General features: G+C 70.2%; 29 protein-coding genes. 8 read left to right on the forward strand and 21 right to left on the reverse strand.

What is annotated here, in order from left to right; all coding sequences use genetic code 11:
• Positions 1-306: sigma-70 family RNA polymerase sigma factor (locus ABH926_RS39145; RefSeq protein WP_370371095.1), on the forward strand; the 306-nt coding region annotated here is incomplete at its 5' end.
• Positions 307-313: 7 nt separating this feature from the next.
• Here the strand turns inward: ABH926_RS39145 and ABH926_RS39150 are convergent.
• Positions 314-2134 carry an APC family permease gene (locus ABH926_RS39150; RefSeq protein WP_370371097.1) on the reverse strand — a complete coding sequence of 607 codons (1821 nt, stop codon included), beginning with the start codon at positions 2132-2134 and terminating at the stop codon, positions 314-316.
• Positions 2135-2403: 269 nt separating this feature from the next.
• On the opposite strand from ABH926_RS39150, the gene ABH926_RS39155 reads away from it, so the two are divergent.
• A complete protein-coding gene (locus ABH926_RS39155; RefSeq protein WP_370371099.1) occupies positions 2404-2805 on the forward strand; it encodes a DUF1003 domain-containing protein in 402 nt (133 codons plus the stop codon).
• 24 nt (positions 2806-2829) lie between these two features.
• On the opposite strand, the gene ABH926_RS39160 is transcribed toward ABH926_RS39155, so the two are convergent.
• The 3 genes from ABH926_RS39160 to ABH926_RS39170 all read right to left on the reverse strand — a co-directional run bounded on the left by ABH926_RS39160 (position 2830) and on the right by ABH926_RS39170 (position 4726).
• Positions 2830-3558: a GAF and ANTAR domain-containing protein gene (locus tag ABH926_RS39160; RefSeq protein WP_370371100.1), complete on the reverse strand. Its 729-nt coding sequence runs from the start codon at positions 3556-3558 to the stop codon at positions 2830-2832.
• A gap of 66 nt (positions 3559-3624) precedes the next feature.
• Positions 3625-4371, reverse strand: coding sequence for an ANTAR domain-containing protein (locus ABH926_RS39165; protein WP_370371102.1), 747 nt, complete (start codon positions 4369-4371; stop codon positions 3625-3627).
• 64 nt (positions 4372-4435) lie between these two features.
• Entirely contained in the window at positions 4436-4726 is a 291-nt protein-coding gene (locus tag ABH926_RS39170) for a GlsB/YeaQ/YmgE family stress response membrane protein (RefSeq protein ID WP_370371103.1), read from the reverse strand.
• A 712-nt stretch (positions 4727-5438) separates the two neighbouring features.
• Between ABH926_RS39170 and ABH926_RS39175 the strand changes: the two genes are divergently transcribed.
• The gene (locus ABH926_RS39175) at positions 5439-5927 is read left to right on the forward strand and encodes a hypothetical protein (protein WP_370371105.1); all 489 of its coding nucleotides are present in this window, start codon (positions 5439-5441) and stop codon (positions 5925-5927) included.
• Between the two features lie 153 nt (positions 5928-6080).
• Here the strand turns inward: ABH926_RS39175 and ABH926_RS39180 are convergent, their stop codons facing one another.
• From ABH926_RS39180 to glnA, 5 genes are all read right to left on the reverse strand, one after another.
• A complete protein-coding gene (locus ABH926_RS39180; RefSeq protein WP_370371107.1) occupies positions 6081-7115 on the reverse strand; it encodes an SMI1/KNR4 family protein in 1035 nt (344 codons plus the stop codon).
• A gap of 205 nt (positions 7116-7320) precedes the next feature.
• Positions 7321-7959: a hypothetical protein gene (locus tag ABH926_RS39185; protein WP_370371108.1), complete on the reverse strand. Its 639-nt coding sequence runs from the start codon at positions 7957-7959 to the stop codon at positions 7321-7323.
• 116 nt (positions 7960-8075) lie between these two features.
• Positions 8076-8486, reverse strand: a complete 411-nt coding sequence (locus tag ABH926_RS39190) for a PIN domain nuclease (RefSeq protein WP_370371110.1) — start codon at positions 8484-8486, stop codon at positions 8076-8078.
• Positions 8483-8707: a type II toxin-antitoxin system VapB family antitoxin gene (locus ABH926_RS39195; protein WP_370371111.1), complete on the reverse strand. Its 225-nt coding sequence runs from the start codon at positions 8705-8707 to the stop codon at positions 8483-8485. The genes ABH926_RS39190 and ABH926_RS39195 overlap by 4 nt, the downstream gene beginning before the upstream one ends.
• A gap of 280 nt (positions 8708-8987) precedes the next feature.
• Positions 8988-10412 carry a type I glutamate--ammonia ligase gene (glnA, locus tag ABH926_RS39200; RefSeq protein WP_370371113.1) on the reverse strand — a complete coding sequence of 475 codons (1425 nt, stop codon included), beginning with the start codon at positions 10410-10412 and terminating at the stop codon, positions 8988-8990.
• Between the two features lie 238 nt (positions 10413-10650).
• Here glnA and ABH926_RS39205 point away from each other — a divergent pair, with 238 nt between their 5' ends.
• A complete protein-coding gene (locus tag ABH926_RS39205) occupies positions 10651-11058 on the forward strand; it encodes an RDD family protein (protein ID WP_370371115.1) in 408 nt (135 codons plus the stop codon).
• 198 nt (positions 11059-11256) lie between these two features.
• Here the strand turns inward: ABH926_RS39205 and ABH926_RS39210 are convergent, their stop codons facing one another.
• The 7 genes from ABH926_RS39210 to ABH926_RS39240 form a co-directional block, all read right to left on the reverse strand.
• Complete coding sequence (locus ABH926_RS39210) at positions 11257-11985, reverse strand: DUF4191 domain-containing protein (RefSeq protein WP_370371116.1); 729 nt, start codon at positions 11983-11985, stop codon at positions 11257-11259.
• Between the two features lie 62 nt (positions 11986-12047).
• Entirely contained in the window at positions 12048-12269 is a 222-nt protein-coding gene (locus ABH926_RS39215; RefSeq protein WP_370371118.1) for a hypothetical protein, read from the reverse strand.
• A gap of 278 nt (positions 12270-12547) precedes the next feature.
• Positions 12548-13507, reverse strand: coding sequence for a lipoyl synthase (gene lipA, locus ABH926_RS39220; protein ID WP_370371120.1), 960 nt, complete (start codon positions 13505-13507; stop codon positions 12548-12550).
• Positions 13508-13588: 81 nt separating this feature from the next.
• Positions 13589-14395, reverse strand: coding sequence for a lipoyl(octanoyl) transferase LipB (lipB, locus tag ABH926_RS39225; protein ID WP_370371122.1), 807 nt, complete (start codon positions 14393-14395; stop codon positions 13589-13591).
• Between the two features lie 30 nt (positions 14396-14425).
• Entirely contained in the window at positions 14426-16210 is a 1785-nt protein-coding gene (locus tag ABH926_RS39230; RefSeq protein ID WP_370371124.1) for a S1C family serine protease, read from the reverse strand.
• Positions 16211-16413: 203 nt separating this feature from the next.
• A complete protein-coding gene (locus ABH926_RS39235) occupies positions 16414-17928 on the reverse strand; it encodes a sensor histidine kinase (RefSeq protein WP_370371126.1) in 1515 nt (504 codons plus the stop codon).
• Positions 17925-18614, reverse strand: coding sequence for a response regulator transcription factor (locus ABH926_RS39240; RefSeq protein ID WP_370371127.1), 690 nt, complete (start codon positions 18612-18614; stop codon positions 17925-17927). The genes ABH926_RS39235 and ABH926_RS39240 overlap by 4 nt, the downstream gene beginning before the upstream one ends.
• Positions 18615-18804: 190 nt before the next feature.
• On the opposite strand from ABH926_RS39240, the gene ABH926_RS39245 reads away from it, so the two are divergent.
• Together ABH926_RS39245 and ABH926_RS39250 are read left to right on the forward strand one after the other, a co-directional pair.
• Positions 18805-20613 (forward strand): DUF4192 domain-containing protein, encoded by a 1809-nt coding sequence (locus tag ABH926_RS39245; RefSeq protein ID WP_370371129.1) that lies wholly within the window; start codon positions 18805-18807, stop codon positions 20611-20613.
• Positions 20610-21509, forward strand: coding sequence for a hypothetical protein (locus ABH926_RS39250; protein ID WP_370371131.1), 900 nt, complete (start codon positions 20610-20612; stop codon positions 21507-21509). The genes ABH926_RS39245 and ABH926_RS39250 overlap by 4 nt, the downstream gene beginning before the upstream one ends.
• Here ABH926_RS39250 and ABH926_RS39255 read toward each other — a convergent pair.
• The 3 genes from ABH926_RS39255 to ABH926_RS39265 form a co-directional block, all read right to left on the reverse strand.
• The gene (locus ABH926_RS39255) at positions 21485-22261 is read right to left on the reverse strand and encodes a cytochrome b/b6 domain-containing protein (protein ID WP_370371133.1); all 777 of its coding nucleotides are present in this window, start codon (positions 22259-22261) and stop codon (positions 21485-21487) included. The genes ABH926_RS39250 and ABH926_RS39255 overlap by 25 nt on opposite strands.
• Positions 22245-22910 (reverse strand): molybdopterin-dependent oxidoreductase, encoded by a 666-nt coding sequence (locus tag ABH926_RS39260; RefSeq protein ID WP_370371330.1) that lies wholly within the window; start codon positions 22908-22910, stop codon positions 22245-22247. The genes ABH926_RS39255 and ABH926_RS39260 overlap by 17 nt, the downstream gene beginning before the upstream one ends.
• 124 nt (positions 22911-23034) lie before the next feature.
• Positions 23035-23736, reverse strand: a complete 702-nt coding sequence (locus ABH926_RS39265) for a hypothetical protein (protein WP_370371134.1) — start codon at positions 23734-23736, stop codon at positions 23035-23037.
• Between the two features lie 61 nt (positions 23737-23797).
• On the opposite strand from ABH926_RS39265, the gene ABH926_RS39270 reads away from it, so the two are divergent.
• Entirely contained in the window at positions 23798-24496 is a 699-nt protein-coding gene (locus ABH926_RS39270) for a hypothetical protein (RefSeq protein ID WP_370371135.1), read from the forward strand.
• On the opposite strand, the gene ABH926_RS39275 is transcribed toward ABH926_RS39270, so the two are convergent.
• Entirely contained in the window at positions 24473-24616 is a 144-nt protein-coding gene (locus ABH926_RS39275) for a hypothetical protein (RefSeq protein WP_370371137.1), read from the reverse strand. The two genes, ABH926_RS39270 and ABH926_RS39275, sit on opposite strands and share 24 nt — an antisense overlap.
• Before the next feature lie 333 nt (positions 24617-24949).
• Here ABH926_RS39275 and ABH926_RS39280 point away from each other — a divergent pair, with 333 nt between their 5' ends.
• Positions 24950-25741, forward strand: a complete 792-nt coding sequence (locus ABH926_RS39280; protein WP_370371139.1) for an NUDIX domain-containing protein — start codon at positions 24950-24952, stop codon at positions 25739-25741.
• A gap of 111 nt (positions 25742-25852) precedes the next feature.
• Here ABH926_RS39280 and ABH926_RS39285 read toward each other — a convergent pair whose 3' ends face one another.
• Positions 25853-26146 carry a hypothetical protein gene (locus tag ABH926_RS39285; RefSeq protein ID WP_370371141.1) on the reverse strand — a complete coding sequence of 98 codons (294 nt, stop codon included), beginning with the start codon at positions 26144-26146 and terminating at the stop codon, positions 25853-25855.
• Between the last annotated feature and the right edge of the window lie 41 nt (positions 26147-26187).

Genomic DNA, 26187 nt, shown 5'->3' on the forward strand with positions numbered 1-26187 from the left:
GGGCTGCACGCCGTGGGGTCCCTGGACGTGTCGGCCGCCACTGAGGACGGAACCGGTTCGTTGCCGGGCGACCTGCTGGGCGCCGACGACCGCGGTATTCAGAACGTCATCGATCGCGAGACCCTGCGGCCGCTGCTGGCGACACTGTCGGCACGGGAGAAGAAGATCCTGCTCATGCGCTTCTTCCGGAGCATGACGCAGACCGAGATCAGCCAGGAGCTCGGAGTCTCGCAGATGCAGGTCTCCCGTCTCCTCACCGGGATCCTCGGCGGGCTCAGAACACGCGCCGGCTGCGGCCCGCGGTAGCCGCGTTCTATCGGGTCATGAGGCGGTAGGGGATGGTGCAGATGACGACGTCGGTGCTGGCGCGCAGGACCGCCGCCAACAGCAGGCCGCGCTGGTTCTGCAGGATGCGGTAGCGCCATCGGTGCGGCTGGACCTCGACGATGAGGACGGCGATCTGCCGGCCGCCCTCCGCCGCCTGGCGGACGTAGCCGACCATCGGGTGGACCAGCGACCGGTGCGGACTCACCAGGGTTTCGAGCCGGACACCGGGATCCCACCGGTCCCAGGCGGTGCGGAATTCCGAGCACCGCTCGGGATCCGGCCAGACGCTGACCGCGACCACGTCGTCGGCGAGGGAACGGGCGGCGAGCAGCGCGTGCTCGGTCAGTTTGCTGACGCTTCCGACCGGGACGATCACCAGGCCACGGGTCGGCTGTGGCGTCGGCGTCGGCGGTCCGGACAGGTCGAGTTCGCGGCCGACCGCCGTGTAGTAGGCCTGGATCCGGGCGAACAGCAGCATCAGCGCCGGCACGGTGAGCACGACGACCCAGGCCCCCGCAGCGAACTTGGTCGCGATGAACACGACGGCGGCCAGCCCGGTCAGGACGGCGCCGGTCCCGTTGATCGCCGCGCGCAGCCTCCAGCGGGGCGGGCGTTCGCCGAACCAGTGGCGGACCAGCCCTGTCTGGCTGATGGTGAATCCGATGAAGACCCCGATCGCATAGAGCGGGATGAGCCGGTCGGTGGCCGCGTGCACCGCGGTCAGCAGGAGGCCGGCCAGCAGGGCGAGCGCGACCACGCCGTAGCGGTAGACCGGGCGCTCGGCACGTAGGCCGAACAAGTGCGGCAGGCGATCGTCGCGGGACAACAGGCTCATCAGCACCGGCAGACCGCCGAAGCTGGTGTTCGCGGCCAGGGCCAGGATCAGCGTGACGATGATGTTCGTGGCGTAGTAGGCCCAGCCGGTGCCGAACGATCCGGCGGTGAGCTGCGCCAGCACCGTGACGCCGCCGCGCGGTGCCACGTGCTGCTTGTGGATCAGGACCGCGAGCCCGAGCAGCATCGCGGCCAACAGCGCACCGAGCATCAGCTCAGTACGCTGAGCCCGTTCGGCGCGCGGTTCGCGGAAGGTCGGCACCCCGTTGGCGATGGCCTCGATCCCGGTCAGGGCCGAGCAGCCGGCGGCGAAGGCCTTCAGGACCAGAAGTACGCTCACCGCCTCTACAGCGTGGACGGGGACAGCGGTGCCCACCACCGCCACCGGCTGCGTCCGGAACAATCCGGCGCCGATGACGGCGAACACGGCGCCCAGGAAGAGCAGCATCGGCAGCATGAAGACCCGGGCGCTCTCGGCGACGCCGTACAGGTTGACGGCCGCGATCAGGACCAGCCCGAGCAGGGTCAGGCCGAGGATGTGGTGCGCCAACGACGGGAACACCGAGGCCAGGCTCGCCGCACCGGCTGCCAGGCTGACCGCGACGGTCAGGACGTAGTCGACCACCAGGCTGGCGGCGGCCAGCAGACTGACGGTGGCGCCCAGGTCCTTCTTGCCCACCGCGTAGGCGCCGCCGCCGTCCGGATGCACCGCGATGACCTGGCAGTAGGAGATCACCAGCACCGCCAGCAGCACGGTGATGGCCACGGTGATCGGCAGCGTCAGGCGCAGTGCGGAGGCGCCGGCCGTCGCCAGGACCAGCAGTATCGCCTCCGGGCCGTACGCCACCGAGCTCAACGCGTCCAGCGACAGCGCGGCCAGGCCGCCGAAGCTCGTCAGATGATCCTTATCGCCCTCGCCGTGGCGCTGCGGGACGCGCGGCACCAGCTTCTTCGACGCCGTTCCATAGCCCATCGCAGACCCAGATCCCTGCTGTCGAAGCCCAGTCGGAGCCCACGCTACCGATCACTCGGAGGGATCGGTCGGAACGCCACCGGCCGAAAAGTAGGTCGGCCGACGCCCTTCCTGCTGTCCGGAACATCCGAACGCAAACCGCCGCCAGCGGTGGGGGCGGTGCGTCGCGGACTCCGTTTGAGACTGCGAGATCGGGCACTCTGACGAGGACACGTCAAGCCTGGACCGCTTCCCAAAGGCTCGACGACCTATCCGAGGAGCACCGTTCAATGAGCAGTCCGGACCTGGCCCGACACCATCCAGTCGTCGCCGCGCACCACGCCACCAGCGCCGCCGACGTCCAACTGCGCATCGCCGATGCGATCACCAAGTTCGCCGGCTCCATGACGTTCGTCTATCTCCATGCGGTGATCTTCATCGGCTGGATGCTGTTCGTCGAGACCAACCCGTGGCCCACGCTCACCCTCGTCGTGTCCCTGGAAGCGATCTTCCTTTCGACGTTCGTCATGATCGGCCAGAACCGGCAGGCGTCCTTCCAACAGGCCAAGGCCGACCATGACTTCATCGAATCGGAACTGGAGCTCAAGTCCAACACCGAGCTGACCCGGGCCATCCACGCCATGACCACCGAACTCCATAATCGGCTGCCGGCCGCATCAGAAGCGCGATAGCACTTCGAGACCTTCCATCAGGCGTCAGGCGCGTAACAGCTCGGAGGCTGTCGCCGAGCCTTCGGCGACGTCACGGGCCAGATCGGACAGTCGCAGGTTGTGGTTGCGGGCGTGTTCGCGCAGCAGCGTGAAAGCCTCGTCGACGCTGATCCGCCGGCGCTCGGCCAGCACGCCCTTGGCCTGTTCGATGACGACGCGGCTGTTCAAGGCGCTCTGCAGCTGTGCGGCGAGCAGTTCGGCCTGGTGCAGGCTCCGCTGGGCCAGGATGCCGATGGTCGCCACGTCGGCCAGTGCCTGCCCGGCGCGGACGTCGTCCTCGGTCAGCACCCGGCTCTGGGCGCTGAACAGGTTCAGGGCGCCGATGACGGTTTCCCGCAGACGGAGCGGCAGGGCGTGCACCGCCACGAAACCCGAGTCCCGTGCGGCCTCGGCGAACCGGGGCCAGCGCTCGGCGTTGGCCTCCAGATCGGCGTTGACCACGGGACTGCCCGTGCGGCAGCAGTCGATGCAGGGACCGGCGTCGCTCTGCAGCTCGAACAGTTCCACCAGCCGCGCGTTCTCGGTGGAGGCCGCGGCGGCGTGCAGGTGCCCGCGCTGGTCGATGAGCATGATGCCGGCGGCTTCCACGTCCAGGAGCCGCACACAGCGCCCGGCCAGGGTGAGCAGGAAGTCGATGACGTCGAAGTCGTCGACCAGGGTGTCGGCGACCTCGACGAACGTCTCGACGAGTTGTCGTTCACGGGTCACGCTCATGCCTCCAAGTTAGACCCGCCGGGGAGCCCGCAGGCCTGGCCGCGCCGTCCTGGCGAGGTCGGGATGTCAGAAATCCAGGTCGCCGAAGCGCAGGCGACGGGCCACCACGTCGGCGGCGACGTCGGCGAGCAGCCGGTCCTGGGCCCAGGTGTGGGCCCGCAGCCGGACCAGCGCCTCGGCCAGGTTCACCCCGAGCTGCACGCTGACCATCCCGGTCGCCTGATGCACCTCGGCACGGTAGGTCACCGGCTGCGCCCAGCCAGGACCCGGCCGCTCGGTGCCCTCGGGCGCGGACCACTGCCGGTGCAGCAGGGCGAGCGTCACCGCGTCGGCCAGTGCGAGCGCGTCGGCGATCTGGCCCGCAGTCAGGGCACCGGGGGCGCTGCGGTGCGCGAGCATCGTGCCGACCCCGATCGCCCCGATCCGCAGCGGGAACACGAACAGCGCACGCGCTCCCAAGCCCATCGCGGCCGGGGCGAACACCGGCCAGCGGACCAGGGCGTCGGCCAGATCCGGCGTCAGCACCGGAACCCCGGTCGCCGCGGCATCCCGGCTGGGTCCCTCACCGAGGGTGAACTGAAGGTCCTCGACCTCGGTGCTGACCGCCTCACCGCCCCAGGCCGCCACCGTGCCCGCGGGCCCGGCGCCCACTCCGGCACAGATACCGTCGACTCCCATGATCACGGCCACGGTCGCGGAGGCCAGATGCGACAAGCCGTCGGCGCCGTCAGCGGCACCGCCACCGTCCAGCTGTGCCAGGAGCATCGCCATCCGGTCGCTGACCACCTCGGCACCGCCCTCCTCCGAATGCACCGACGGCGCCGGACACCAACCACGTTAGTCCCCGCCCACGGGCCTCGGAGGCCACCGCGCCGAGTCAGCGGCGCAGGCTCCGCCTACGAGACGAACGGACGCCGCGCCGACCGCCCACCAGATCCACGACGGCCAGCAAAGCCACAGCCCCGCCCAGTGCGGTGACCCAGGTCGAGATGTTGAAGAACCCCTGTAGATCGGTGACGTGGAAGACCCGGGAGGCCACCCAGCCGCCGAGCAGCGCCCCGCCGATCCCGATCAGGGTCGTGATGACGACGCCGTGCGGGCTGTGCATGATCTTGTCGGCGATCAGACCGACGGCCAAACCGAGCACGATCCAGGCGATGACGCCCATCGGAACACACCTACATCTCACGGCCATCCGTGAAAGCCGCGAACGCGGGCCGGACCGTTGGCCGATGTCTGTTGCCGCGTACCCGTGCCACCGTTTCCAAACGGAGAGCAGGTTGAGCGGACCCTGCGAAGACCATGGGCTGCGGGCGTCCGGTGGCCGTAGTGGCAAGGCTGGGCCATGAAGGAGCCTGCCTACAAACGACAGTGGGTCCGCGAGCCGTAGAGGCTCGCGGACCGACCGCGATCGACGTTCTGAGACTGTCGAACCAAGATCATCTGGCCCGTTTCGGGCCCACATGAGGCTTGAAAACACCCATGATCACTAAAGAGTGTCCAACAGCCTTACTGCTGGTCAGCTGCCGTTTTTGCGCTTGCGGCGCAGATAGCTGCCCTGAGCGTGTTTAGATGTCGAAGTAATGGACATGAAAACCTCTGACCTGCGGAAACGCGGCGAGTGGGTACGGGCGGCCCACTTTGGGCCCACCCTGCCCACGAGGCCCTACCCGTGAAGCGATCCGTCGGATTGAGGCTTCATAGCGAAGTCAGTGCCATACGTGCTGCTCGACGCAGTGTCGTGGCTCGTCGGTGCTCGGCTCATCGCCTGATGGCTATCGCTCATTGCTGATAGTCGGCGAGTTGGACTCGCCTCGAGCGGTTCGAACATCATGGCCGCTGTGAACTTCGACGAAGCGGTGCCTGATCCTCCTGACCACGTGCATGAACGTTGGCGGAACCGCGAGGCCCCCGACGGAGACTTCATCGTGTACTCCGACGGCTCGCTGTCGGTCATGAGCCTGATGCGACTCCGTGCGCATGACAAGCGCCACGACCCGCGGTCGGAAGACTGGCACTGGTCGGAGATCCTGCGGGCCACTGCGTGGCGCGCCAGCGGCTGGCTCGACGTCGACGGGACGATGGCCTCGTCCGGCGACGCCGGGTACTGTGCCCTCGCCGGGGAGTCGGCGAGCCACGGCAGCGTCGGCTGGGTTGCGCTGACGCTTGACGACGAGCAGCGCACGCTGCAGTGGCTGGCGGTGGCCTGCTCGTCCAACCCGTTCGCCGAAGTCACCCTTGACGAGGCCACGGTCACCGCCACCAGCACTCTGGGACGCGTCTGGGCTTTCCCGCGCGACGCCCCGCACCTGGTGGTGATCACCGCGGACCCGGACTATCCATGGCCGCGCACTGCCGCGGAACGGTAGGGCTCTATCGCGGTCGATGGCAGGGGCAGGCGGCGAGGTGCGTTCAGGCTCGCCGTCGGCCCCGGGCGGACTCGACGAGCTTGAGTCCATAGCCAGAGCGGGCGACTCGGGAGGCGGCAGTCCGTGGGCTACGCCGGCGTCATGACAGTACGGCTACCCGCCCTGGCCGGCCACAGTGGCAAGTTTGTCGAGCATCGCGGTGATGACGGCGTCGGCCAACCGATAGCCGTCGGCGGTCTCGACGATATGGCTTGACGCGATGCGGGACTCCCACCACTGTTCGAGGAAGCCGGGGCCGTACCCGCCGGTGGTGAAGCCGTACGGCTCGGACCCGAGAATGAAGATGATCATGAGCTCGTAGTCCGGTAGCGCGTAGGACCGCTCGTGCTGTGGAGGGGTCCTGAGGTACTGCTCGAAGGAACCGACCCGGTTGAAGCTGGTGAACAGCCAGAACAGGTAGTCGTACATCAGCATGGAGCGCGCGTCGGCGTGCAGGGCGAAGAACCCCTTGTCCTGCACGACGGCCTCCCCGAGCGCCCGCAGTCGGCGGTCGGCGTCGGGCAGAACGTCTTCAACCTCGCCGAAGGCACGCAGCAGGATCGGGGAGAAGCTGCCCTCCCGCACCGTGGCCAGCGCGTCGAGCCGATCCTGCTCGGAGGTGTCGTAGACGGACTCATCGACCAGGCCCATCACGAACGCCTCGAAGTTCTCCGCGACCGAGGTGATCGCGAAGTCGTGCTCCTGGTCGACGTGAACCACGGTCGGCTCGCCGTGCTTGCCGCACGTGCGGTAGTCGAGGGCGAGCATGTCGTGGCCGGCCGAGGGTGTGTCCGCGAAATACACACCGATGTCGGGGTACTGCCACATCTCGATCCAGAACCGGCTGCCGAACTCACCGCCGAGCGATTGCGACCGGGTCCGTCCAATGCCCCGGATACCGGAGATCTCCAAGTAGCTTTCGGCCCAGTCGGTCGGCTCGGCCATGGGGAAGCAGACCCGGGTCGGAACGCCGCCGTTTTGCGCGTTCATCAGCGCGATGTATGAGTCGGGCAGATGGTACCCGCCGAGTTCCTCCTCCAACGAGGCGATCAACTCCCGCGAGGGCGGCGCCTCTTCTACGTACTCCTTAAGCGCGTACGCCGAGTCGTCCCAGAAACCGGCGACGTCGAAGCCCTCGAAGTGTCCCACTGTGCCCTCCCGTATCTACCGGTCAGGAGATTGTAGATTCGGTGCCTGGCCGATGACGGCTCCAGGGGCGATCGGTGCGGCGTCAAGGTGGGCGGGCGCACCGATGAGGCTGCGCGGTCGTCCACTGGATGAACGTCTCGAGGGGCGGGATCCAGCCAAGGGCGGCTTTGTCGACGACTGCCGGATCGGTATGACGTCCGGAGCGTCAGGGCGCACTCCCCGGATCTTGCTGTACCTGGTCGAGCAGAAGGTCGACGGCAGCCTTTGCCTCCGACACGGGCGCACCAGTCGCCTTTCGCCAGGTGGTGATCGCTTGGATGCGGTCGCCCGCATGTGCGTGGGCGACGGCCAGCCTGGCATAGCCCGGCAGCCGAGCAGGAATCGGTCTTCCACACGGCGCACCGTCGCGGCCGCTGGGGTCAACCGCATCGAGTGAAGAGTGCAGATCGCGGATCGGTGCTTGTCCCGCCGGCCCTACGGTGCGGACAGCCACGAGTTCCCAGCGGGGGTCCGTCGGCTCGGACCATTCCTCGTCCAGCCCGATGCCCAACAGTCCTGGATCGTCGATCAGTTGGCAGACCCCATAGAGGAGGTTGTGTTGCATCTCCCGCACCACATCGGTCAGATCGTCCGGGTCCGCGCCGCATGCCAGGATCCGCTGCAGCGCGTCCGCCCCCGTACCGGCGGGAACCCCGCCCTGCTGGTCGCCTCGGAGATCAATCCATGACGGACGACCATCGGAGTAGCTGTCCTCGTCGACGACCATGCTCCACACAGTGGTCAGGAACGACTGGCGTGCATGTGTCGACCAGTCGTCAGGGTTGGACTCTTCGCGCTCCACCATCCGCCAACACTGTCAGACGAGAAATCCCGGGAACCAGTGGACCCGAGGTGACAACCGGGGTCAGTCGGACGAGGCCGAGCTGTGGCGACGGGCCCAGTTTGAACTCACATGCTGTACTAGCTGCGGATGTCCTGCTGTCGAAGCTCCGATAGTACAGAGGCGATGGTTACGAAGTCGTTGTCGACGTGCAGAACGGTGAGGCCGTGGTGCACGGCTGTCGCGGCGACTAGAAGGTCGATGGGGCCGGGTCCGCGGTGCTGCGACTTGAGCGTGAGTTTGTACTGGGCCGCATCGACCCAGCGCCATGCATCCTTCGGCACTGGCGCCAACTCGCACAGGATGTCGATGACGCCGGCCATTTCATCGCGGTGTGCCGCGTTTTCCGCGGAATAGAGAATCTCGGCGCGTGTCGGTTCGCTGACATGGAACAGGCCCTCCGCGCCGTAGTGCTCCCAGGCCTTCATCGTCTCCGGGGCGCGCGTCAGATGCCAGAAGGCTGAGGTGTCGAGGAGGAACCCGAACTTCACTCGTGCCACGCCTCTTTTCGTGCTTCGTACGCGGCGATGCCCCTGTCGAAGTCGCCTCGTGCGCCCATGGCGGTTAGCTTCTGCATCGCCTCAAGGCGCCTCAGCCTGGCTGCTGTCTCCTGTAGGGCCTTGTTGACGGTGTCCTTCTTCGTCGTCGTTCCCAGCAGCCTCATGGCCTCTGCCAGTGCGTCCTCGTCTAGATCGATTTGGGTGAGCGACATGGGTTCGCCTCCGATCTGGTCGCATGTACATGGCATGTGTCTCTAATGTACATCATGTACATGCCGCTGTCGGGCTCACGGGCAGGTGGGGTTGGACGGTGTGCCAGCTGGGCGAGTTCATACGCGGTGACGGGCCCACTTTGGGCCCACATCACGAGAACATGAGAGATCCTCAGACGTATAGATACGCGTATCGCCCCAGGTCAGCGGCTTGCCGACCTAGAGCGATACGAGGTGCTGCATATTCTTCAAACTGCGTTTCCGCAGGTCAAGCCGCGTTCTAAATGTCGAAGTACAGCTCGAACTCGTGCGGCGTCGGCCGCAGGCGCACCGGGTCGACCTCGCGCTCGCGCTTGTAGGAGATCCACGTGTCGATCAGGTCCTGCGTGAACACGCCGCCCTCGAGCAGGTAGCCGTGGTCGGCCTCCAGCGAGTCCAGCACCGCCGGCAGGCTGCCGGGCACCTGCGGGATCGAGGCGTGCTCGTCCGGCGGGAGCTCGTACAGGTCCTTGTCGACCGGGGCCATCGGCTCGATCTTGTTCTTCACGCCGTCCAGGCCGGCCATCATCATGGCCGAGAACGCCAGGTACGGGTTCGAGGACGGGTCCGGGCAGCGGAACTCGATGCGCTTGGCCTTCGGGTTCGAGCCGGTGATCGGGATGCGGATGCACGCCGAGCGGTTGCGCTGGGAGTAGACCAGGTTCACCGGGGCCTCGTAGCCGGGGACCAGGCGGCGGTAGCTGTTCACCGTCGGGTTGGTGAAGGCCAGCAGCGACGGGGCGTGCTTGAGCAGGCCGCCGATGTAGTGGCGGGCGGTGTCCGACAGGCCCGCGTAGCCGACCTCGTCGTAGAACAGCGGGGCGCCGTCCTTCCACAGGCTCTGGTGGCAGTGCATGCCCGAGCCGTTGTCGCCGAAGACCGGCTTCGGCATGAAGGTGGCGGTCTTGCCTGCGTTCCAGGCGACGTTCTTGATGATGTACTTGAACAGCATCAGGTCGTCGGCGGCGGCCAGCAGGGTGTTGAACTTGTAGTTGATCTCCGCCTGGCCGGCCGAGCCGACCTCGTGGTGCTGGCGCTCGACGATCAGGCCGGAGTCGATGAGCGTGCGGCTCATGACCGCGCGCAGGTCCGTGTAGTGGTCGTTCGGGGCCACCGGGAAGTAGCCGCCCTTGACGCGCGGCTTGTATCCGCGGTTGCCGCCCTCCTCGGCGCGCCCGGTGTTCCAGAACGCGGCCTCGGCGTCGATGTGGTAGTAGCTCTCCTGCGGGCCGGAGGTGAAGCGCACGTCGTCGAAGACGTAGAACTCGGCCTCGGGGCCGAAGTAGCACGTGTCGGCGATGCCGGTGCCCTTCAGGTACGCCTCGGCCTTCTTGGCCACGTTGCGCGGGTCGCGGGAGTAGGCCTCACCGGTCAGCGGGTCGTGGATGAAGAAGTTGATGTTGAGGGTCTTCTCGGCGCGGAACGGGTCCAGGCGCGCGGTCGTCGGGTCGGGCAGCAGCTGCATGTCCGACTCGTGGATGGCCTGGAAGCCGCGGATCGAGGAGCCGTCGAAGGCCAGGCCGTGTGCGAAGACATCGGCGTCGAACGACTCGACCGGCACCGTGAAGTGCTGCATCACACCGGGCAGGTCGCAGAACCGCACGTCGACGCTTTTCACGTCGTTGTCCCTGAGGTACTTGAGTACCTCGTCGGCGTTCGAGAACATCCACTACTCCTTTGAGTATTCTCACCGGCCGGAAGCCTCTCGCCACCGGGCCGGGACCCAACGGGCACTCCTGTGACCGTAGGACCGGGGGGTTTCCCGGCCGTGTCCCTTTTGTTTCCGGCGTGTTACACAGAGCCCGGCTCCCTCCAACTTACCGCGTGGGCAGGTCGGCACTGTGGGAGCGGGTCCGTCCGACGCGGTGGCGGACCTCGAACGGGTGCGGGGTACCGTGGACGCCATGACCTCGTCCGACTATTCCGGCCATCGCTTTGGCCTCCCGCGCACCGGTCCGGGCTCGATGGCCTCGGTCGGCCGCCGGCTGGGTGCGCTGATGATCGACTGGGCCATCGCCTACGGGGCGGCCTACCTGCTGGTCGGCGACCGGCTCCTGCGCAACGGCCAGTTCGCGGCGCTGAGCGTGCTGGCCGTGATCTACCTGGTGGGGCTGGGGATCAGCGGCGCCACGCTGGGGATGTCGGTCCTGGGCCTGCGGGTCGGCTCCGACCAGGGCGGCCGGGCCTCGCTGTACGCGATCGGCATGCGCACCGTGCTGTTGTTCCTGGTCATCCCGCCGGTGGTCTGGGACGCGGACGGCCGCGGCCTGCACGACCGGATCGCGCGCACGATGATCGTCAGCACCCGCTAGTCCGTCCGCGCTACGGGCACCAGCCCTCCGCGCTACGGCCCCGGCCATCCGCGCTGCGAACGCCGACGTCCGCGCTGCGAACGTCCACAATCCGCGCCACGAACGCCGACGGCCCGCGACCGATCACCGGTCGCGGGCCGTCGTACGTTCCATGGCGTTTCGCCGGGGTTACATCCGGCTGAAGTGGCTTGCGACGATTCAGCGCATCTGGCCCCGGGGCATCTTGCCGTTGCGCGGCATCGGGCCCTTCGGGATCGGCATGTTCGGCCCGACGGCCTTGAGCCGGTTCTGGTACTCCTGCACCTGCGCCGGACGCAGGTAGCCCTTGCCGGTGGCCGGCTTGAGCCGCATCACCGTCTTGTTCAGCTTGCCCAGCGGGACCATGCCCTCTTCGTCGCCGGCCACGATGTCCTGGCCGACCAGCGGCACATCCGGACCGAACAGCCGGGTCAGGTGCCGGCGCTCCTCGGTGAACAGCGCCTTGAGCCGGTTCGGGTTGCCCTCGCCGACCAGGACGATGCCCGGGCGGCCGAGCACCCGGTGGATCATGTCCTGCTGCCGGTTGAAGCGCACGCCGGGGGTGACGTCCCAGCCGCGGCGCAGGGTGTCCAGCACCGAGGCCGCCGCGCCGGGCTGGTCCTTGATCGAGGAGTAGGCGGCACGCTGCGCCCGCCGCCCGAAGACGATCATCGCGGCCAGCACCGCGACCGGGATGCCGAAGATCCCGTAGAACACCGGGGACCCGAGCAGGAAGCCCAGCCCCACGAACACCACCAGGGCGCCCACGGCCCAAGCGGCCAGAACCAGCGGAAGCTTGGGATCCTCCTTGCGGGTCATCCCGTAGACCTCGCGGATCTGCGTCAGCCGGCCCTTTTTCTTGGGCGCATCCCCGCCGGCGGGGGTCTTCGTCGTGGTGTCGCGTGCCATGCCACGCAGGATACGTGGTGCCCGCGTCCGGTGGTAAACCAGTTCGGGCTTATCGGTGCCGGTTACCGGCCGCGGACGCCCATCCTGGTGAGCGACTCGTGGGCCTCGGCGCGCAGCGCGGCCCGCTCCTGGCCCTCCAGCACGGCGGCGCGGGCGTTCGCCAGGGCGCCCCGCTGGCCGCCGGCCCGCAGGACCCGGCGTTCGAAGGTGAGCATCATCGTGCGGACGGAGGACGTCGCGCTGGGGGTCGGGGGAGTGGCTGCGGAGGACGTTGCGGTGCTCATTGCGGAACCTCGTCCAGAAGAAAAAGGCGGACGTCGGGGAACGGAGCCGGTGGCGGGCCACCACCACTATCAGGTTTCTTTGTTACAGGGTCTGGTGTAGCCGGTCAAATCGTGGTAACGCGTTGCGCAATGCTGGGCATTCCCCGCGCCCGGCATGCGAAACGGCCCCGGTCCGACGTGGACCGGGGCCGCCTATAGCAACTCCCTAACAAACTTGCTGACGTGCCGCCCGCGAAGCCGGCCGAGTCGCCCCGGCCGATGCGGCGAACGTCACGCCGTCACGCCGGGACGCCGGCGCCGGCAGCCGCCGCCGCGCGCGCCTCGACGGCCTCCTTGTACAGCCGCCCGGCGCGGTACGAGGAGCGCACCAGCGGTCCGGACATGACCCCGAAGCCCATCTCGCGGGCCTCCTCGGCCAGCTCCACGAACTCCTCGGGCTTGACCCAGCGCATCACCGGGTGGTGCCGCGGGGACGGCCGCAGGTACTGGGTGATGGTCACCAGGTCGCAGCCCGCCTCGCGCAGGTCGGCCAGGGCCTGCGAGATCTCCTCGCGCTCCTCGCCCATGCCCAGGATCAGGTTGGACTTGGTGACCAGGCCGAAGTCGCGGGCCTGCCGGATGACGTCCAGCGAGCGCTCGTAGCGGAAGCCGGGGCGGATCTCCTTGAAGATGCGCGGCACGGTCTCGATGTTGTGCGCCAGCACCTCCGGACGGCTGCCGAAGACCTCGGCGAGGTGCTCGGGCTTGGCGTGGAAGTCCGGGATCAGCAGCTCGACGCCGCAGCCGGGCAGCATCGCGTGGATCTGGCGGACGGTCTCGGCGTACAGCCAGGCGCCCTCGTCCTCCAGGTCGTCGCGGGCCACGCCGGTGACGGTGGCGTACTTCAGGCCCATGGTCTGGACGGACTCGGCCACGCGGCGCGGCTCGTCCGTGTCGTAGGCCTTGGGCTTGCCGGTGTCGATCTGGCAGAAGTCGCAGCGCCGGGTGCACTGGTCGCCGCCGATGAGGAAGGTGGCCTCGCGGTCCTCCCAGCACTCATAGATGTTCGGACAGCCGGCCTCCTCGCACACCGTGTGCAGGCCCTCGCTGCGCACCAGGCTCTTCAGCCCGGTGTACTCCGGGCCCATCTTGGCGCGGGTCTTGATCCAGCTGGGTTTCTTCTCGATGGGGACGGCGCTGTTGCGGACCTCAAGCCGGAGCAGCTTGCGGCCTTCTGGTTCTGGGGTGACGGCCGTCACTTCGAGTCTCCTTGCATTGAACGGCTACTGCCTGCCGCGTCGGGCTTATTCCTGCGATTACCAGCCTACGTGGCCGTCGGACTATTCCTTGACGGCCCCGACGAGTCCGAACGCCTCGGAAACCACGTCGTCCAGATGCCGTGCGACCAGCGGCGCGAACTCCTCGACGGTGACGTCCCGGCCGAGTTCGGCGGACAGCGAGGTGACCCCGGCGTTCCGGATGCCGCAGGGGATGATCTTGTCGAACCAGGCCAGGTCGACGTCGCAGTTCATGGCGAAGCCGTGCATGGTGACGCCCTTGGCCACGCGCACGCCGATCTGCGCCAGCTTGCGGTCGGCCCTGCGCTGCCCGGCGTTGGACGGCGCGTACTCCGGCCCGGCCAGCCGCGGGTCGAACTCCTCGTCCTCGTCCACCGGGGCGCCGACGGTCTTCAGCTGGAGCTTCAGGCCGCCCAGATCCTCGCGCTCGATCTCCTCGCCGAGGATCCACACGCCGCTGCGGCCGTGGATCCGGGTGGTCTCCAGGCCCAGTTCGGCGCAGGCCCGGATCATCGCCTCCTCCAGCCGGCGCACGTGGCCGACCACGTCCATCGCCTCGGGCAGCCGCAGGATCGGGTAGCCGACCAGTTGGCCGGGGCCGTGGAAGGTGATGCGGCCGCCGCGGTCGACGTCGATGACCGGGGTGCCGTCGGTGGGGCGCTCCACCGGGGTCGTGCGGCGGCCGGCCGTGAACACCGGGGGGTGTTCCAACAGGATCAGCGTGTCGCCGATCTCGTCGGCGACCCGCCGGGCGTGGACGTCGCGCTGGAGATCCCAAGCGGCCAGATACGGAACGGCCTCCGCGCCGAAGCCGGCGCGGAGGACCGAGATACCACGTTCGTCAGACACCCCTCAAGGGTACGCCTGCTTATTACCGCCCTATTGGGCCGGCTGGGTGGCCAGCACGCCGAGCGTGACGTTGACCGTCGTGGAGGACCCGTTGCGGGTGTAGGTGATGGGGACGACGTCGCCGGGGCGGTGCGAACGCACCGCGGCCGCCACGTCCTGGTAGGAGTAGACCAGACGGTCGCCGATCTTGGTTATCACGTCGCCGGACTTCAGGCCCGCCTTGTCGGCCGGGCCGCCGGAGGCGACCTGCTCCACCTTGTAGCCGCCGGAGGTGCGGGTCGTGGTGTCGCTGCTGCCGGACTGCGCCACCCCGAGGGAGGCGATCTGCGCGGGCTTGCCCTGGGCCAGGGCGTCCACGATGGGCAGCGCTTCGGAGATCGGGATGGCGAAGCCCAGGCCGATGGAGCCGGCCTGCCCGCTGCTGCCGCCCAGGCCGCCGGAGTTCTGGCTGTTCGAGGCGATCGCGGAGTTGATGCCGATCACGTTGCCCTGCATGTCCACCAGCGGGCCGCCGGAGTTGCCGGGGTTGATCGCGGCGTCGGTCTGGACCGCGTCCAGGACCACCGTGCTGCCGTCCTCGGCCTGCGTCTCCACCGGACGGTTCAGGGCGCTGACGATGCCGGAGGTGACGGTGCTGGTCAGGCCCAGCGGCGAGCCGATGGCCACCACCTGCTGGCCCACCGCCAGGTTCTTGGAGTCGGCGAAGGAGGCCTTGGTCAGGCCGGACACGCCGTCGACCTTGATCACCGCGAGGTCGGCCAGCGGCTCGGTGCCGACGATGTGCGCGGTGGCGGTCCGGCCGTCGTTGAACGTGACGGTGATGGTCGCCGGGCCGCTGGAGGTGTTGCCGTTGCCGTTGCCGTTGCCGCCGCCGAACGGGTTCTGGTTCCCGTTCCCGTTGTTGTTGCCGTTCCCGTTGCCGTTGGAGCTGCCGTTGTTCTGGCTGGAGGTGTTCGCCGCGGCGACCACGTGGTTGTTCGTGACGATCAGGCCGTCCGAGCTGTAGATGATCCCGGTGCCCTCGTCGCCGCTGCCGTTGGCGGTGCTGACCTGGATGTCCACCACGCTCGGCATGACGGACGCGGCCACCTGGGTGACGCTGCCGGGGGTGTTCAGCGCGGTGTTGTTGGTGTTCAGCGGGGAGCGCGTGCTCGACGCCGCCGAGGAGGAGGAGCTGTTGTTGTCCTTGGCCGCGTAGGTGACCGCGGTGCCGATGCCGCCGCCGATCAGGCCGGCGATCAGGGCCACCGCGACCAGCATCTTGCCGCCGCTGAGCGAGGAGCGCTGGGCCGTGGCGGTGCCGCCGGGGGGCGTGTAGGGCGGGAAGCCGGTGCCGTCCGAGGGGGCGGCCCAGTTCGGCGGGGGCGTGGGGCCGGGGCCCAGGTGCGAGCCCATGCCGCCGGCCTGCTGCGCCTGCTGCGCCTGGGCCGTCGGGCCGAAGGCGGCGCCGGGCTGCGGCTGGGGCGCCTGCGGGCCGGGGCCGGCCGGGCCGACCGGGCCGGACTGCGCCTGATGCGCGGCGGCCGGGACCGCGGGCTGGACCAGGGTCTGGTCCGAGGGGCCGGCGGTCGGCTGGATCAGCGTCGGGTTCGTGTCCGCGGGGGCCTGCGGGGCCTGCGGAGCCGGCTGGGAGGCGACGGTCGGGGGGACCGCGTCCTGCTGCGGCGGCACCGTCTGGGGGTCCTGTGCCCCCGAGCCGCCGGACGCGGCGGGGTTCGCGCCGAAGCTTTCGCTCACGTCCTGGTGCGCCGCTTCGGTGGCGCCGTTGTCGCCCAGGCCGCCGACGCCGCCTGCGTTGCTCGAGGGTTCGTTCATGAGGAGGAGCTTCGCCTGTTCACCTTAAATGCTGCTGAGACCCGGACAAGAGGTGACCGAAAAAGGGCCCTGGATCCCCTGTGTTTCCACAGGGATGGGATCTGGCGCGTACCGACTTTATGCGGTACCTGCTTCCGGGACGGCATCAGGCGCGTCCTCCGCACAGCGGGAACGCGCCTGTGACCTGCTGGCTCGGCGTCCGGTCAGGCCTTCGCGGGGGTGCCGCCGTTCTGGGGGCCGGCGTCCTCGGTCGGCCGCCCGGGCAGCCAGAACCCGAGCAGGGCGCCGCCGCTGGGGGCCCGCGCCGCGGCGACCCGGCCGCCGTGGTTCTCAGCGGCCTGCCGCACGATGGCCAGGCCCAGACCGGAGCCCGGCATGGTGCGCGCCTCGGTGGAGCGGTAGAAGCGCTCGAAGACGTGGGGCAGGTCCTCTTCGGCGATGCCCGGGCCCTGGTCGGCGACCTGGAGCAGGCCGTCGGACAGGCGCACGGTGACCGTGCCGTCCTCCGGGCTCCACTTCGCGGCGTTGTCCAGCAGGTTCGTCACGGCGCGCTCCAGCGCCGCCGGATCGCCCTCCAGGTACCAGGGCTGGAGCTGGATGTCGAACTTCAGGTGCGGGGCGCGCCTGCGGACCCGGTCCACGGCCTGGCGCACCACGTCGCCCAGGTTCACCGGCTCCGGCGAGGCCTGCGGCTTGGTGTCCCGGGAGAGCTCGACCAGGTCGCCGACCAGGACGGACAGCTCCTCCATCTGGGCGCGCACGTCCCCGATGAGCTCGGAGCGGTCGGCGTCGCTGATCTGGATCGGGTTCAGCCCCGAGCCCGCGCCGAAGACCTGCGAGAGCAGGTCGATGTTGGTGCGCATGGAGGTCAGCGGGGTGCGCAGCTCGTGGCCGGCATCGGCGATCAGGCGTTTCTGGTGCTCCTGGGAGCGGGCCAGCGCGGTCAGCATGCTGTTGAAGCTGGTCGCCAGGCGGGCCAGCTCGTCGGTGCCCTGGACGTCGATCGGCCGCAGGTCGCCGGTCCTGGCCACGTACTCGGTGGCCTCGGTGAGCCGGTCCACGGGGCGCAGGCCGGCGCGGCCCACGGTGATGCCGGCGCTGCCGGCGACCGCGATGCCCGCGATGCCGACCAGGATCGAGACCAGGCTGAGCCGGCCCAGCGTCTGCTGGGTGTCCGCCATCGACTCCGCGACCAGCACGGCCGTCCGCTCGTTCGGCGGCAGCAGCGGGGTCTCGACGGTCTTGATCGGCACGCTCAGCGCCCGGTAGTGGACGCCGTCGATGACCAGGGTCGAGTAGTGGTCGCCCGAGGACGTCTGGGCGACCTGCAGGTCTGCGGGGGTGAACTTGATGTCGTCCTGCACCACCTGCAGGGGCAGGTTCGACGGGCCCGTGGGGGTGCCGTCGCCCTGGTACACCACGTACACGGTGGGGTCGAGCAGGCCCACGGCGACGTGGCTGTTGACCAGGTCGGTGGCCCGCTCGGCCTTCTGGTACAGGCTGTTGTCCATCTGGCTCAGGATCTGGTTGCGCACCGTCACCCACGCCGCGATCGACGCCAGCGCCACGCTGAGCCCCACCGCGATCATCACCAGGGCGGTGATCCGGGTCCGCAGCGGGACGTGTGACATCATCTCGGTGATCTTCGCGCGCAGCCGTTCGTAGGGTCCCGGGCGCTCCTCGGATTCCAGGTGGTCAGTGGCGACGAGGGGACTCACGGTGCCGTCTCACGCAGGGAATACCCCACTCCGCGGACCGTGTGGATCAAGCGGGGCAGGTCGTCGGCCTCGGTCTTGCGGCGCAGGTAGCCGACGTAGACCTCGAGCGAGTTGGCGGTGGTCGGGAAGTCGTAGCCCCAGACCTCCTCCAGGATCTGCGCGCGCGTCAGCACCTGGCGGGGGTGCCGCATCAGCAGCTCCAGCAGGTTGAACTCGGTCCGGGTCAGGCGCACCGGCTTGTCGGCCCGGGTCACCTCGCGGGTGGCCGGGTCCAGGGTGAGGTCGGCGAAGGCCAGCGGGGCGTCCGAGGAGTCGGCCAGGCTGCCCTGGGTGCGCCGCAGCAGCGCGCGCAGCCGGGCCAGCAGCTCCTCCAGCGCGAACGGCTTGGGGAGGTAGTCGTCGGCGCCCGCGTCCAGGCCGGCGACCCGGTCCGGGACCGCGTCGCGCGCGGTGAGCAGCAGGACCGGCAGGTCCTCGCCGGCCGAGCGCAGCCGGCGGCAGGTCTCCAGGCCGTCCAGCCTGGGCATCATGACGTCGAGCACGACGGCGTCCGGCCGCCGCTTCGCGATCGCCTCCAGCGCCGCCAGTCCGTCGGCCGCCAGCTCGACCTCGTAGCCGTTGAAGGCCAGCGAGCGGCGCAGCGAGTCACGGACCGCCTGGTCGTCGTCCACCACGAGGATGTGCATGGCCGCATTCTGCCCCCATCGGTTGAGAAGACGCTGAGATCACGCCGATGTTTTTTCCTGGCGGTCGCGGCGCGGCCGAGCGTGCGGATTAGACCGTTAGAGGGATACGCGGATCCAGACCCGGGGGTTTATCCACAGTCGGTCATGTCTTGGTCGCACTCCGTGCCCGGGAATCGGCACAGTATCGGTCATGGATCACGACCTCACCCCCGCCCCCGGAGCCGTCGCCGCCGACGGCCTCACGTCCGGCGGCCCCGATACCGAAGGCGCCCGGACCGCAGCCCAGGCCCCGCCCCGCCGGCGCGGTGCCCGCGGCGGCATCCCGGGCCAGGCCGGAGGCGGTGCCGATGGGCTTGCCGACGTGGGTGCCGCGGGCAGTGCCGGTGGTGGTGCCGGTGGTGGTGACGGTGGTGGTGACGCCGGCGAGCCGGCCGGTGGCGCCGCGGGCACGGCCGCTCGAGCCGGTGCCGCCGGTCCGTCCGGCACCGTCCGGCTGGCCTCTCCGGGCTCGGTGGTGGCCTCGATCCCGTTCCTGTTCGGCTTCCATCCGGAGAACAGCCTGGTGGTGCTCGGCGTCAGTCATTCGGCCGAAGGCGGCAGCTTCATCCGGCACGGCGTCCGCATCGACCTGGAACAGGTCCGCGGCCACGAGCGCACCACCGCCCTGGAACTCGCGGCCCGCCTGCGCGATCAGGACGCGGACATCGCCATCCTGGTCGCCTTCGGCCCGCGCGGCGCCACCGGCGCCAAGGCCCGCCCCGACCACTGCCGCAAGCTGATGGCCGCGTTCCGCGCCCAACTCGAGGCCGCGGCCAGCGAGGAGCGCGTCACCGTCGTCGACGCCCTCTACACCGCCAACGGCCGCTGGTGGTCCTACATGTGCCGCAACAACCGCTGCTGCCCGGCGGCCGGGACGGTCGTCCCCGCCGAGGCCCCGGCCGCCCTGGCCGGAGCCTTCGCCGCCCGCGGCCACACGGTCTACGCCAGCCGCGAGGCCCTGGAGGCGACCCTGGATCCGCACCCGCGGGAGATCCTGGCCCGTACCGCCGCGGCGGTGGAGCACCTCGACCCCGCCTGGTACGACACCGACGCCGGCCTGGCCGACGCTCGCCGCCTGATGGACGTGCTGCTGGCCCGGTGCGGGGACGACGCCGCGGAACCCGCTCTGCGCGCGTCCCGCGCCGAAGGCCCCCGAGCCGGCCGCCGCGGTCTGTCCGACAGCGCGACCGCGGCTCTGACCGCGCCCGACGAGGAGTCGGCGGCGGCTGAGTCCTCCGGGCACAAGGGCCGGTCTGCCTCATCGGACCCCGACGCGTCGCAGGACACCGACTCCTCCTCACCCGCCTCGAAGCAAGCCTCGAACGCCGCCATCCCGGCCGCGCGCTCCTCCCGCCGCGTGACCAACCGCGTCCCGGCGCTCGTCGGCACGCCGGACGGCATTCCGCTCGGCGCGCTGGCCGAACCGCCCGGCTCGCTGCTCGCGCCGCCGGCCATCACCGACGCCGAGGCGGCCGAACTGCTGGTCGCGCTGCTCAACTGGCGGGTCCGCGACTACCTGGCCTGCGCCGCCGCGACCGTGGACTCCGCCGGGAGGCTGCTCCGCCTGGGCGCGGAACTGGCCCGGCGCGCGCCGCATCCCGATCTTCGCCTCGCCCCCTATGCGCTGGCCGCGTGGGCGGCGTGGGCGATCAGCCGGCCCGCCATCGCGCAGTGCGCGGTGGACCGGGCGCTGGCCATCGATCCCGAGTACAAGTTCGCCTCGCTGATCCGCGCCGGCCTGCACCACGCCATCGACGGCGAGGGCGTGCGCGAGTCCGCCGCCAGCACGCGGCGCGACCTGTTCGGCGAGGACGCCGTCGAGGCCGAGGCCGCAGACCACTGCGACAGCGGCGCCGACCCGACAGATCCGGACACCGCTCCGGCCCCGATCCCTTCTCCCCGCTCGACTTCCCGCTCGACCGAGAACGTCCCCAACGAACCCGATGTGGAGATCCCATGAACCGCATAGAGCAAGTCGCCATGCCGATCCCGGCGCAGCCGCAGCCCCGCCTGCCCCGCGCCCGCCGCGCAACCTCCGGGGTGGCCGTCGCGATCGCGGCGCTGGCCGTGCCGCTGCTGCCGGGCATGGCCTTCGGCACCACTTCCTCCGGCGGTGCCGGTGCGACCGCGACCGAGGCGCCGTCACAGGCCCGGCATCACCTTCCCCACGGCCCGGTCCTCCCCGGCCCCGGTGTCCTGACGCTCCAGGCCTGGACGGCCAGCGGCTGGACGCTCACCGTGCCGGCCCGCGACGGCCGCTACGTCCCCTGGACCGGTGAGCCCGGCCTCCCGATCGACCACCCGCGGCCCGTCATCCTCCCCGACGGCAAGCGGGGGGAGATCGCGGACTACCGGGTGGTACCCACCGGCTTGCGCGCCGACGATCCCCACGTCCCGGAGGCGCAGATTCCGGCCGACCCCGCCGACCCCGCCGACTCGACCGGCTCGGACGGCTCCACCGGTTCGGTGCCCTCGGGTGATGCGTCCATGGAGTGGCCATCGAGGGACACGGGGGACACGACTGCCTTGCGTGCCGCGCGTTCCCCCGTCGTCCCGGATCCGCTCATCCCGTTCAGTCCGGCCAACACCAAGCAGATGATGAGCCCGTCCCGGACGGACGCCGACATCCCTAACGGTGCCGTTACTCCGGCGCCGGCTGTCGGACAGACCGCCGTTGTGACGGCCGCCGACCTGCCGACGTCCTCGTACTGCCTGCGCGATGCCTATCCGGCCGGCGGGGACCGCTACATGGTGGCGCACCTGCGCCCGGCGGCGGACGCCATGGATGTCGTCGCCACCCCGCACCGCACGGTCTGTGGGGCGCGGGTCGACTACTTGTCCCAGGCGCGCGCCTGATGAACGGCGCCGCCCTCTACCCGATCGCGCGCGCCCGCCTCACCGCGGGCCGCGCGGTCCTCCGCCTCGCGCACGGCGTCCGGTCGCGGGGTCTGGTCTGCGGACCGGTCTCGTGCCGCCACTTCGGCCGCCCAGGCCGGATGCTCCCGCTCCGCCCAGCCGCGCGTCACCCAGCCGGTCCGCATCCCGATCCGGGCCTGCCGGTCGTTCAGCGCGAACCAGACGTGGCCGATCACCACGAACCCGATCGCCAGCGCCAGCCAGTCGTGCACGAACGTGGCGCCGGTCCGGGCCGAGACCCCGACCAGGTGCGGGAACCACATCAGCGTCCCGGTCCCGGCCATCACCAGGATCGCGCCGCACTGGAAGGCGGCGTTCAGCTTCTGGCCGGCGTTGAACTTGCCGACCGGCAGCGCGAGCTCCCGGGCCTTCTCCCGCCGCCAGGCGCGCTCGCGCAGCCACTCGCGGTCGGTGTCGGTGTGCCGGTTCAGGCGCCGCACGTCTGCCCGATACGCCCGCGAGAAGAGCCCGGCCGCCATCGGGATCGGCAGCGCGAAGCCGCAGTAGAGATGGATCAGTGCCACGGTCGGGCGGTGCCCGACCGCGACCGACAACGACGGCAGGTACAGCACCGCCCCGGTCATGATCAACGTCAGCATCAAGGTGGCGGTCGCGCGGTGCACGTACCGCTCGGCGCGGGTGAACCGCTCGATCGGCCGCCGGACGCCGCCGGCCTCAGCCGGTCGGGACATCGCCGGTCCTCCCGTTCGACTTTCCGACCCAGGCGTCCACGTCATAGCCGTAGCCCTCCCAGTAGCCGGGATGGACCGCGTCCACCACCTGGATCTCCGAGAGCCACTTGATGCTCTTGTACCCGTACATCGGCGCCGCGTAGAGGCGCACCGGCCCGCCGTGGTCGTGGCTCACCGGCCCGCCGAGCATCTTCAGCGCCACCAGCATGTCCGGGTTCTGGGCCTGGTCCAGTGTCAACGACTCGGTGTACGTCCCGTCGAAGGAGACGAACCGCAGGGCCTTCGCCGAACTCTGCACCCCGGCCAGCGTGAGCATGTCCCGCAAGCGCACCCCGGTCCACGGCACCTTCGGCACCCGCCAGCCGGTGACGCACTGGAAGTCCCGTACCAGGTCGGTCTGCGGCAGCGCCGCCAGATCGGTCAGCGAGTAGTGCTGCGGGTGGTCCACCAGCCCGGTGACGGACAGCCGGTAGGTGGCCGGATCGGGCGTGGGGACGCTCCCCGTCACCGTGTAGATGCGGAACTGGTCTCCCAGCGGGAGCAGGTTCGTCAGTCCGGTCGGGTCGTGTTGCGCGACATCGGCCAGGAACCGCTGCACGGTGGAACCGCCGAGCACCCCCAGGGCGCCCAGCCCCACCACACCGAACACGACACGCCGTCCGACCGGCCGCCCTTCGCGGTCCCGCCGGCCGGGTCCGTCCCCGCCGCCGGCGGTGTTCCCGCCGCGGCCGGCATCCCACGCCTCTGCCACGAACCCATCACATCACCGCAGGTCATCCTGCACCAGCACTCGGCATGGAGGTTCTTCGGTTCGTAATATCCGCCGGCGGGCCGTGCCAGCCCGGCCACGCGGGATCGGGACGTCCGGCATCGTCCATGTGTTCGCGCCGCCAAATCGCGGGCCACCATCCCGGCCCCGGTGCCAGCTCGAAGTGTGTCGAGCCGCAGGTGCAGGGCGCAAGGAGGAGGTCACACTCGGAGCAGCGTTCCACGAAGCCGTGTCCGGTCGCCGTCGCCCGGGTGCCCTCCCCGCCGCAGTCGGGGCAGCCCGGCAGCCGGACGCCGTCGAACTGCCGCAGCCGGCGTTCGACGAAGTCCAGCAGCGTCATGCCGGGCCGGCGGCGTGGGTCGTCGCGGAAGCCGACAGCGCGGCCCCAGAGTCCGTCCCACGCCGCGGCGTCAGGAAGCGCCCGCATCCCGGCCGCCTTCTGCTCGCGGCGGCGCTGGATCAAGGCCTCCATGCCGGAGAGCCAGCGGGCCCGGGCGGCTCCCAGTTCATCGACAGCCCGTACCAAGGAGGTGGTGTCCGCGTTCAGGTCCCTCGGGATCCCGGCGGCCAGGGTGAGATACATGTAGGTCGAGCGCAGCCCGTAGGGCGGGAAGTGCTCGAGAGCGGACCGCAGACAGCTGAGTCGGCGATACGGCGGCAGCGCCGGGTCGGCGACGCGGAGGTGCAACCGGGCGAAGCCGGTCATGTGTCTTTCCCTTCGCCTGGACAGCCCCGGCCTGGAGAACATGGAGACCTGGAGTCACCAAGTGAGTGAAACGCTGCCCCGCAGGACCCTACGCGCCACGTTCGATCAGCTCTTCGCCGACGGCGAGGCGGCGTTGACCGCCGGCTCGCACGGGATCCAGGTGGCGCCGCCCGGGGACGGCAGGCGGTGGGGCGTGTCTGCCTTGCTGCGTCCGGATCCGGAGGCGGCGGCATCGCTGGAGGCGCTGGCGCGCGAGGCCGCGGCGGTCGCCGGCGACGGTCACTGGCTGACCGGTGCCGCGGGCAACTCGCACCTCACCATGCGCGCGCTGGAGTGGCCGCGGGCCGACATCCGGGACGACGACCCGTGTGTCGCGCGCTACGCCGACGCCCTGCGCACGGCGGCCGCCGGTGTCCGGCCCCTGACCTTCGCGGTCACCGGCCTGACGCTGACGCCGCTGTCGGTGATGGCGTGCGCCGTCCCGGCCGACGGCGCTGCGGACCGGCTCTCGGCTGCCTACGCTGCCGCGCTCGGTCCGGACGCCTGGTTCGAGAAGGAGTTCCGGCGCGACTTCTGGTACCTCAACATCCTGCACTTCGCCGCGCCGGTTGCCGATCCGCGGGCCCTGATCGACTGGGTCGCCGAGCGGCGCGCCGCGGCCTCGATGAGGCTGCGCGTCACCGAGGTTGAGATCGCGACGTGGCGCTTCACCGGGAGTGGGATGACCCCGCAGCGGTTAGCCGCGCAGGTACTTGCCTGAGCCGAGCATGTGCCGCAGCGCCTCGGCGCGTGCCCAGCCGGGGCGTTCCGGTCCGGTGATGCGCGACCACGGCTGGTCGGGGTGCAGGCCGAGACCGCGGAGCAGGTCCGCGCTGATCATGATCGAGAACGAACCGTGCCAGTGCCCGTCGGCGCGGCGTCCGCAGTACAGGTGGATGTGGATGTCCTCGGGGCGGAACGGGAGCCAGTCGATGCCGCGGTCGAGCAGTCAATCGGCGACGGCGCGTTGCGGCGGCGGGCAGCCCGGCAGATTCTCGTAGGCCAGTATGGTGATCAGCTCAGGATCCTGGTTCGCCATGGGCCGATCGTAGGCGGCCCGAGCGGCGCCGACCTCTGATTTACCGGGTGCCGGGTGCCGGGTGCCGGGCGGCCGCGGACCGAGCTGCCGGACCCAGTTCTCGTCACACTGACGACATCAGGCTAGGATGAACGGATGCCACGCGATCTCGACCCGGACTACGACCCGACCGACTACCCGCCGTTCGCGGTGACCGTCGATCTGGTCGTGCTGACCGTCGCCGAGCAGGGGCTGAGCGTGCTGGCGGTGCGGCGGGGCGAGCCGCCGTTCGCCGACCGCTGGGCGCTGCCCGGCGGGTTCGTGAAGCCCGACGAGAGCCTGGGCGACGCCGCGGTGCGGGAGCTGGCCGAGGAGACCGGGCTGGGTCTTCAGGTCGGGCAGGACGCGGAGCAGGGCCTGCACGCCGCGCCCGACCACGGCGTCCACTTGGAGCAGCTGGCCAGCTACGGCGCCCCGGACCGGGATCCGAGGATGCGGGTGGTGTCGGTGGCGTACCTGGCGCTCGCTCCGCTGACCTCGTTGCAGGAGGGCTCCGAGGGGCCGTTCCCGGCTGCGGGCGGCGACGCGCGCGCCGCCGAGTGGCTGCCGGTCGCCGCCCTGCCCGGGTCGGAGGGTCTGGCGTTCGACCACGCCCGGATCCTGGCCGACGGGGTGGAGCGGGCCCGCTCGAAGATCGAGTACTCGTCGCTGGCCGCGGCGTTCTGTCCGCCGGAGTTCACGGTGGGGGAGCTGCGCAACGTCTACGAGGCGGTGTGGGGCGTGCAGCTCGACCCGCGCAACTTCCACCGGAAGGTGACCGGCACGCCGGGCTTCCTGGTGCCGACCGGCGGGACCACGTCGCGGCAGGGCGGCCGGCCGGCGCAGTTGTTCACCCGGGGGACCGCGAGCCTGTTGAACCCGCCGATGCTGCGGCCGTCGTCGGACTGACGGGGCTGGGCACGCGGCGTGCGCCGGGCGCGCTGGCTGGGTTGGTTGTGCAGAGTGGGTTGCGCTGGCTGTAGGGCTGAGGGGACTGCGCGGGCCGTGTGGGCCAGGCGGTCAGTGCTCCCCGCCCAGATCGACGACGTAGGCCTCGTAGACCAGATCGTTGCCGCGCTGGCAGTGCCGGTCGAGGCGTCGGGTCAGCTCGGCCAGCTGTTTGTCGTTCATGCTCGCGAGGTCGCGCTGCATCGCGCGGCGCAGTTCGGTGTGCTCGCGGATCAGCGTCTCGACGGCGTAGGTCAGGCGCGGATCGGCGGCGACGATCTCGGCGTAAAGCCCGTGCTCGCCTTCGGTCGCGGCCAGGTGTTCGGCGATGGCGGTGGAAAGGGGTACAGCGGGGGCGAGGACCATGGCGCAGACCTCCTCGCATTTGGGGGGTTGTTCTCATGGTG

The organism is Catenulispora sp. GP43 (genome assembly GCF_041260665.1).
Taxonomy (GTDB): Bacteria; Actinomycetota; Actinomycetes; order Streptomycetales; family Catenulisporaceae; genus Catenulispora.

Coding starts and splice junctions, on each gene's coding strand:
- ABH926_RS39150 (WP_370371097.1), bottom strand. CDS start 2,134: ATGGGCTATGGAACGGCGTCGAAGAAGCTGGTGCCGCGCGTCCCGCAG.
- ABH926_RS39155 (WP_370371099.1), top strand. CDS start 2,404: ATGAGCAGTCCGGACCTGGCCCGACACCATCCAGTCGTCGCCGCGCAC.
- ABH926_RS39160 (WP_370371100.1), bottom strand. CDS start 3,558: ATGAGCGTGACCCGTGAACGACAACTCGTCGAGACGTTCGTCGAGGTC.
- ABH926_RS39170 (WP_370371103.1), bottom strand. CDS start 4,726: ATGGGCGTCATCGCCTGGATCGTGCTCGGTTTGGCCGTCGGTCTGATC.
- ABH926_RS39185 (WP_370371108.1), bottom strand. CDS start 7,959: ATGGTGGAGCGCGAAGAGTCCAACCCTGACGACTGGTCGACACATGCA.
- ABH926_RS39195 (WP_370371111.1), bottom strand. CDS start 8,707: ATGTCGCTCACCCAAATCGATCTAGACGAGGACGCACTGGCAGAGGCC.
- glnA (WP_370371113.1), bottom strand. CDS start 10,412: ATGTTCTCGAACGCCGACGAGGTACTCAAGTACCTCAGGGACAACGAC.
- ABH926_RS39205 (WP_370371115.1), top strand. CDS start 10,651: ATGACCTCGTCCGACTATTCCGGCCATCGCTTTGGCCTCCCGCGCACC.
- ABH926_RS39210 (WP_370371116.1), bottom strand. CDS start 11,985: ATGGCACGCGACACCACGACGAAGACCCCCGCCGGCGGGGATGCGCCC.
- ABH926_RS39215 (WP_370371118.1), bottom strand. CDS start 12,269: ATGAGCACCGCAACGTCCTCCGCAGCCACTCCCCCGACCCCCAGCGCG.
- ABH926_RS39230 (WP_370371124.1), bottom strand. CDS start 16,210: ATGAACGAACCCTCGAGCAACGCAGGCGGCGTCGGCGGCCTGGGCGAC.
- ABH926_RS39240 (WP_370371127.1), bottom strand. CDS start 18,614: ATGCACATCCTCGTGGTGGACGACGACCAGGCGGTCCGTGACTCGCTG.
- ABH926_RS39245 (WP_370371129.1), top strand. CDS start 18,805: ATGGATCACGACCTCACCCCCGCCCCCGGAGCCGTCGCCGCCGACGGC.
- ABH926_RS39250 (WP_370371131.1), top strand. CDS start 20,610: ATGAACCGCATAGAGCAAGTCGCCATGCCGATCCCGGCGCAGCCGCAG.
- ABH926_RS39255 (WP_370371133.1), bottom strand. CDS start 22,261: ATGTCCCGACCGGCTGAGGCCGGCGGCGTCCGGCGGCCGATCGAGCGG.
- ABH926_RS39265 (WP_370371134.1), bottom strand. CDS start 23,736: ATGACCGGCTTCGCCCGGTTGCACCTCCGCGTCGCCGACCCGGCGCTG.
- ABH926_RS39275 (WP_370371137.1), bottom strand. CDS start 24,616: ATGATCAGCGCGGACCTGCTCCGCGGTCTCGGCCTGCACCCCGACCAG.
- ABH926_RS39280 (WP_370371139.1), top strand. CDS start 24,950: ATGCCACGCGATCTCGACCCGGACTACGACCCGACCGACTACCCGCCG.
- ABH926_RS39285 (WP_370371141.1), bottom strand. CDS start 26,146: ATGGTCCTCGCCCCCGCTGTACCCCTTTCCACCGCCATCGCCGAACAC.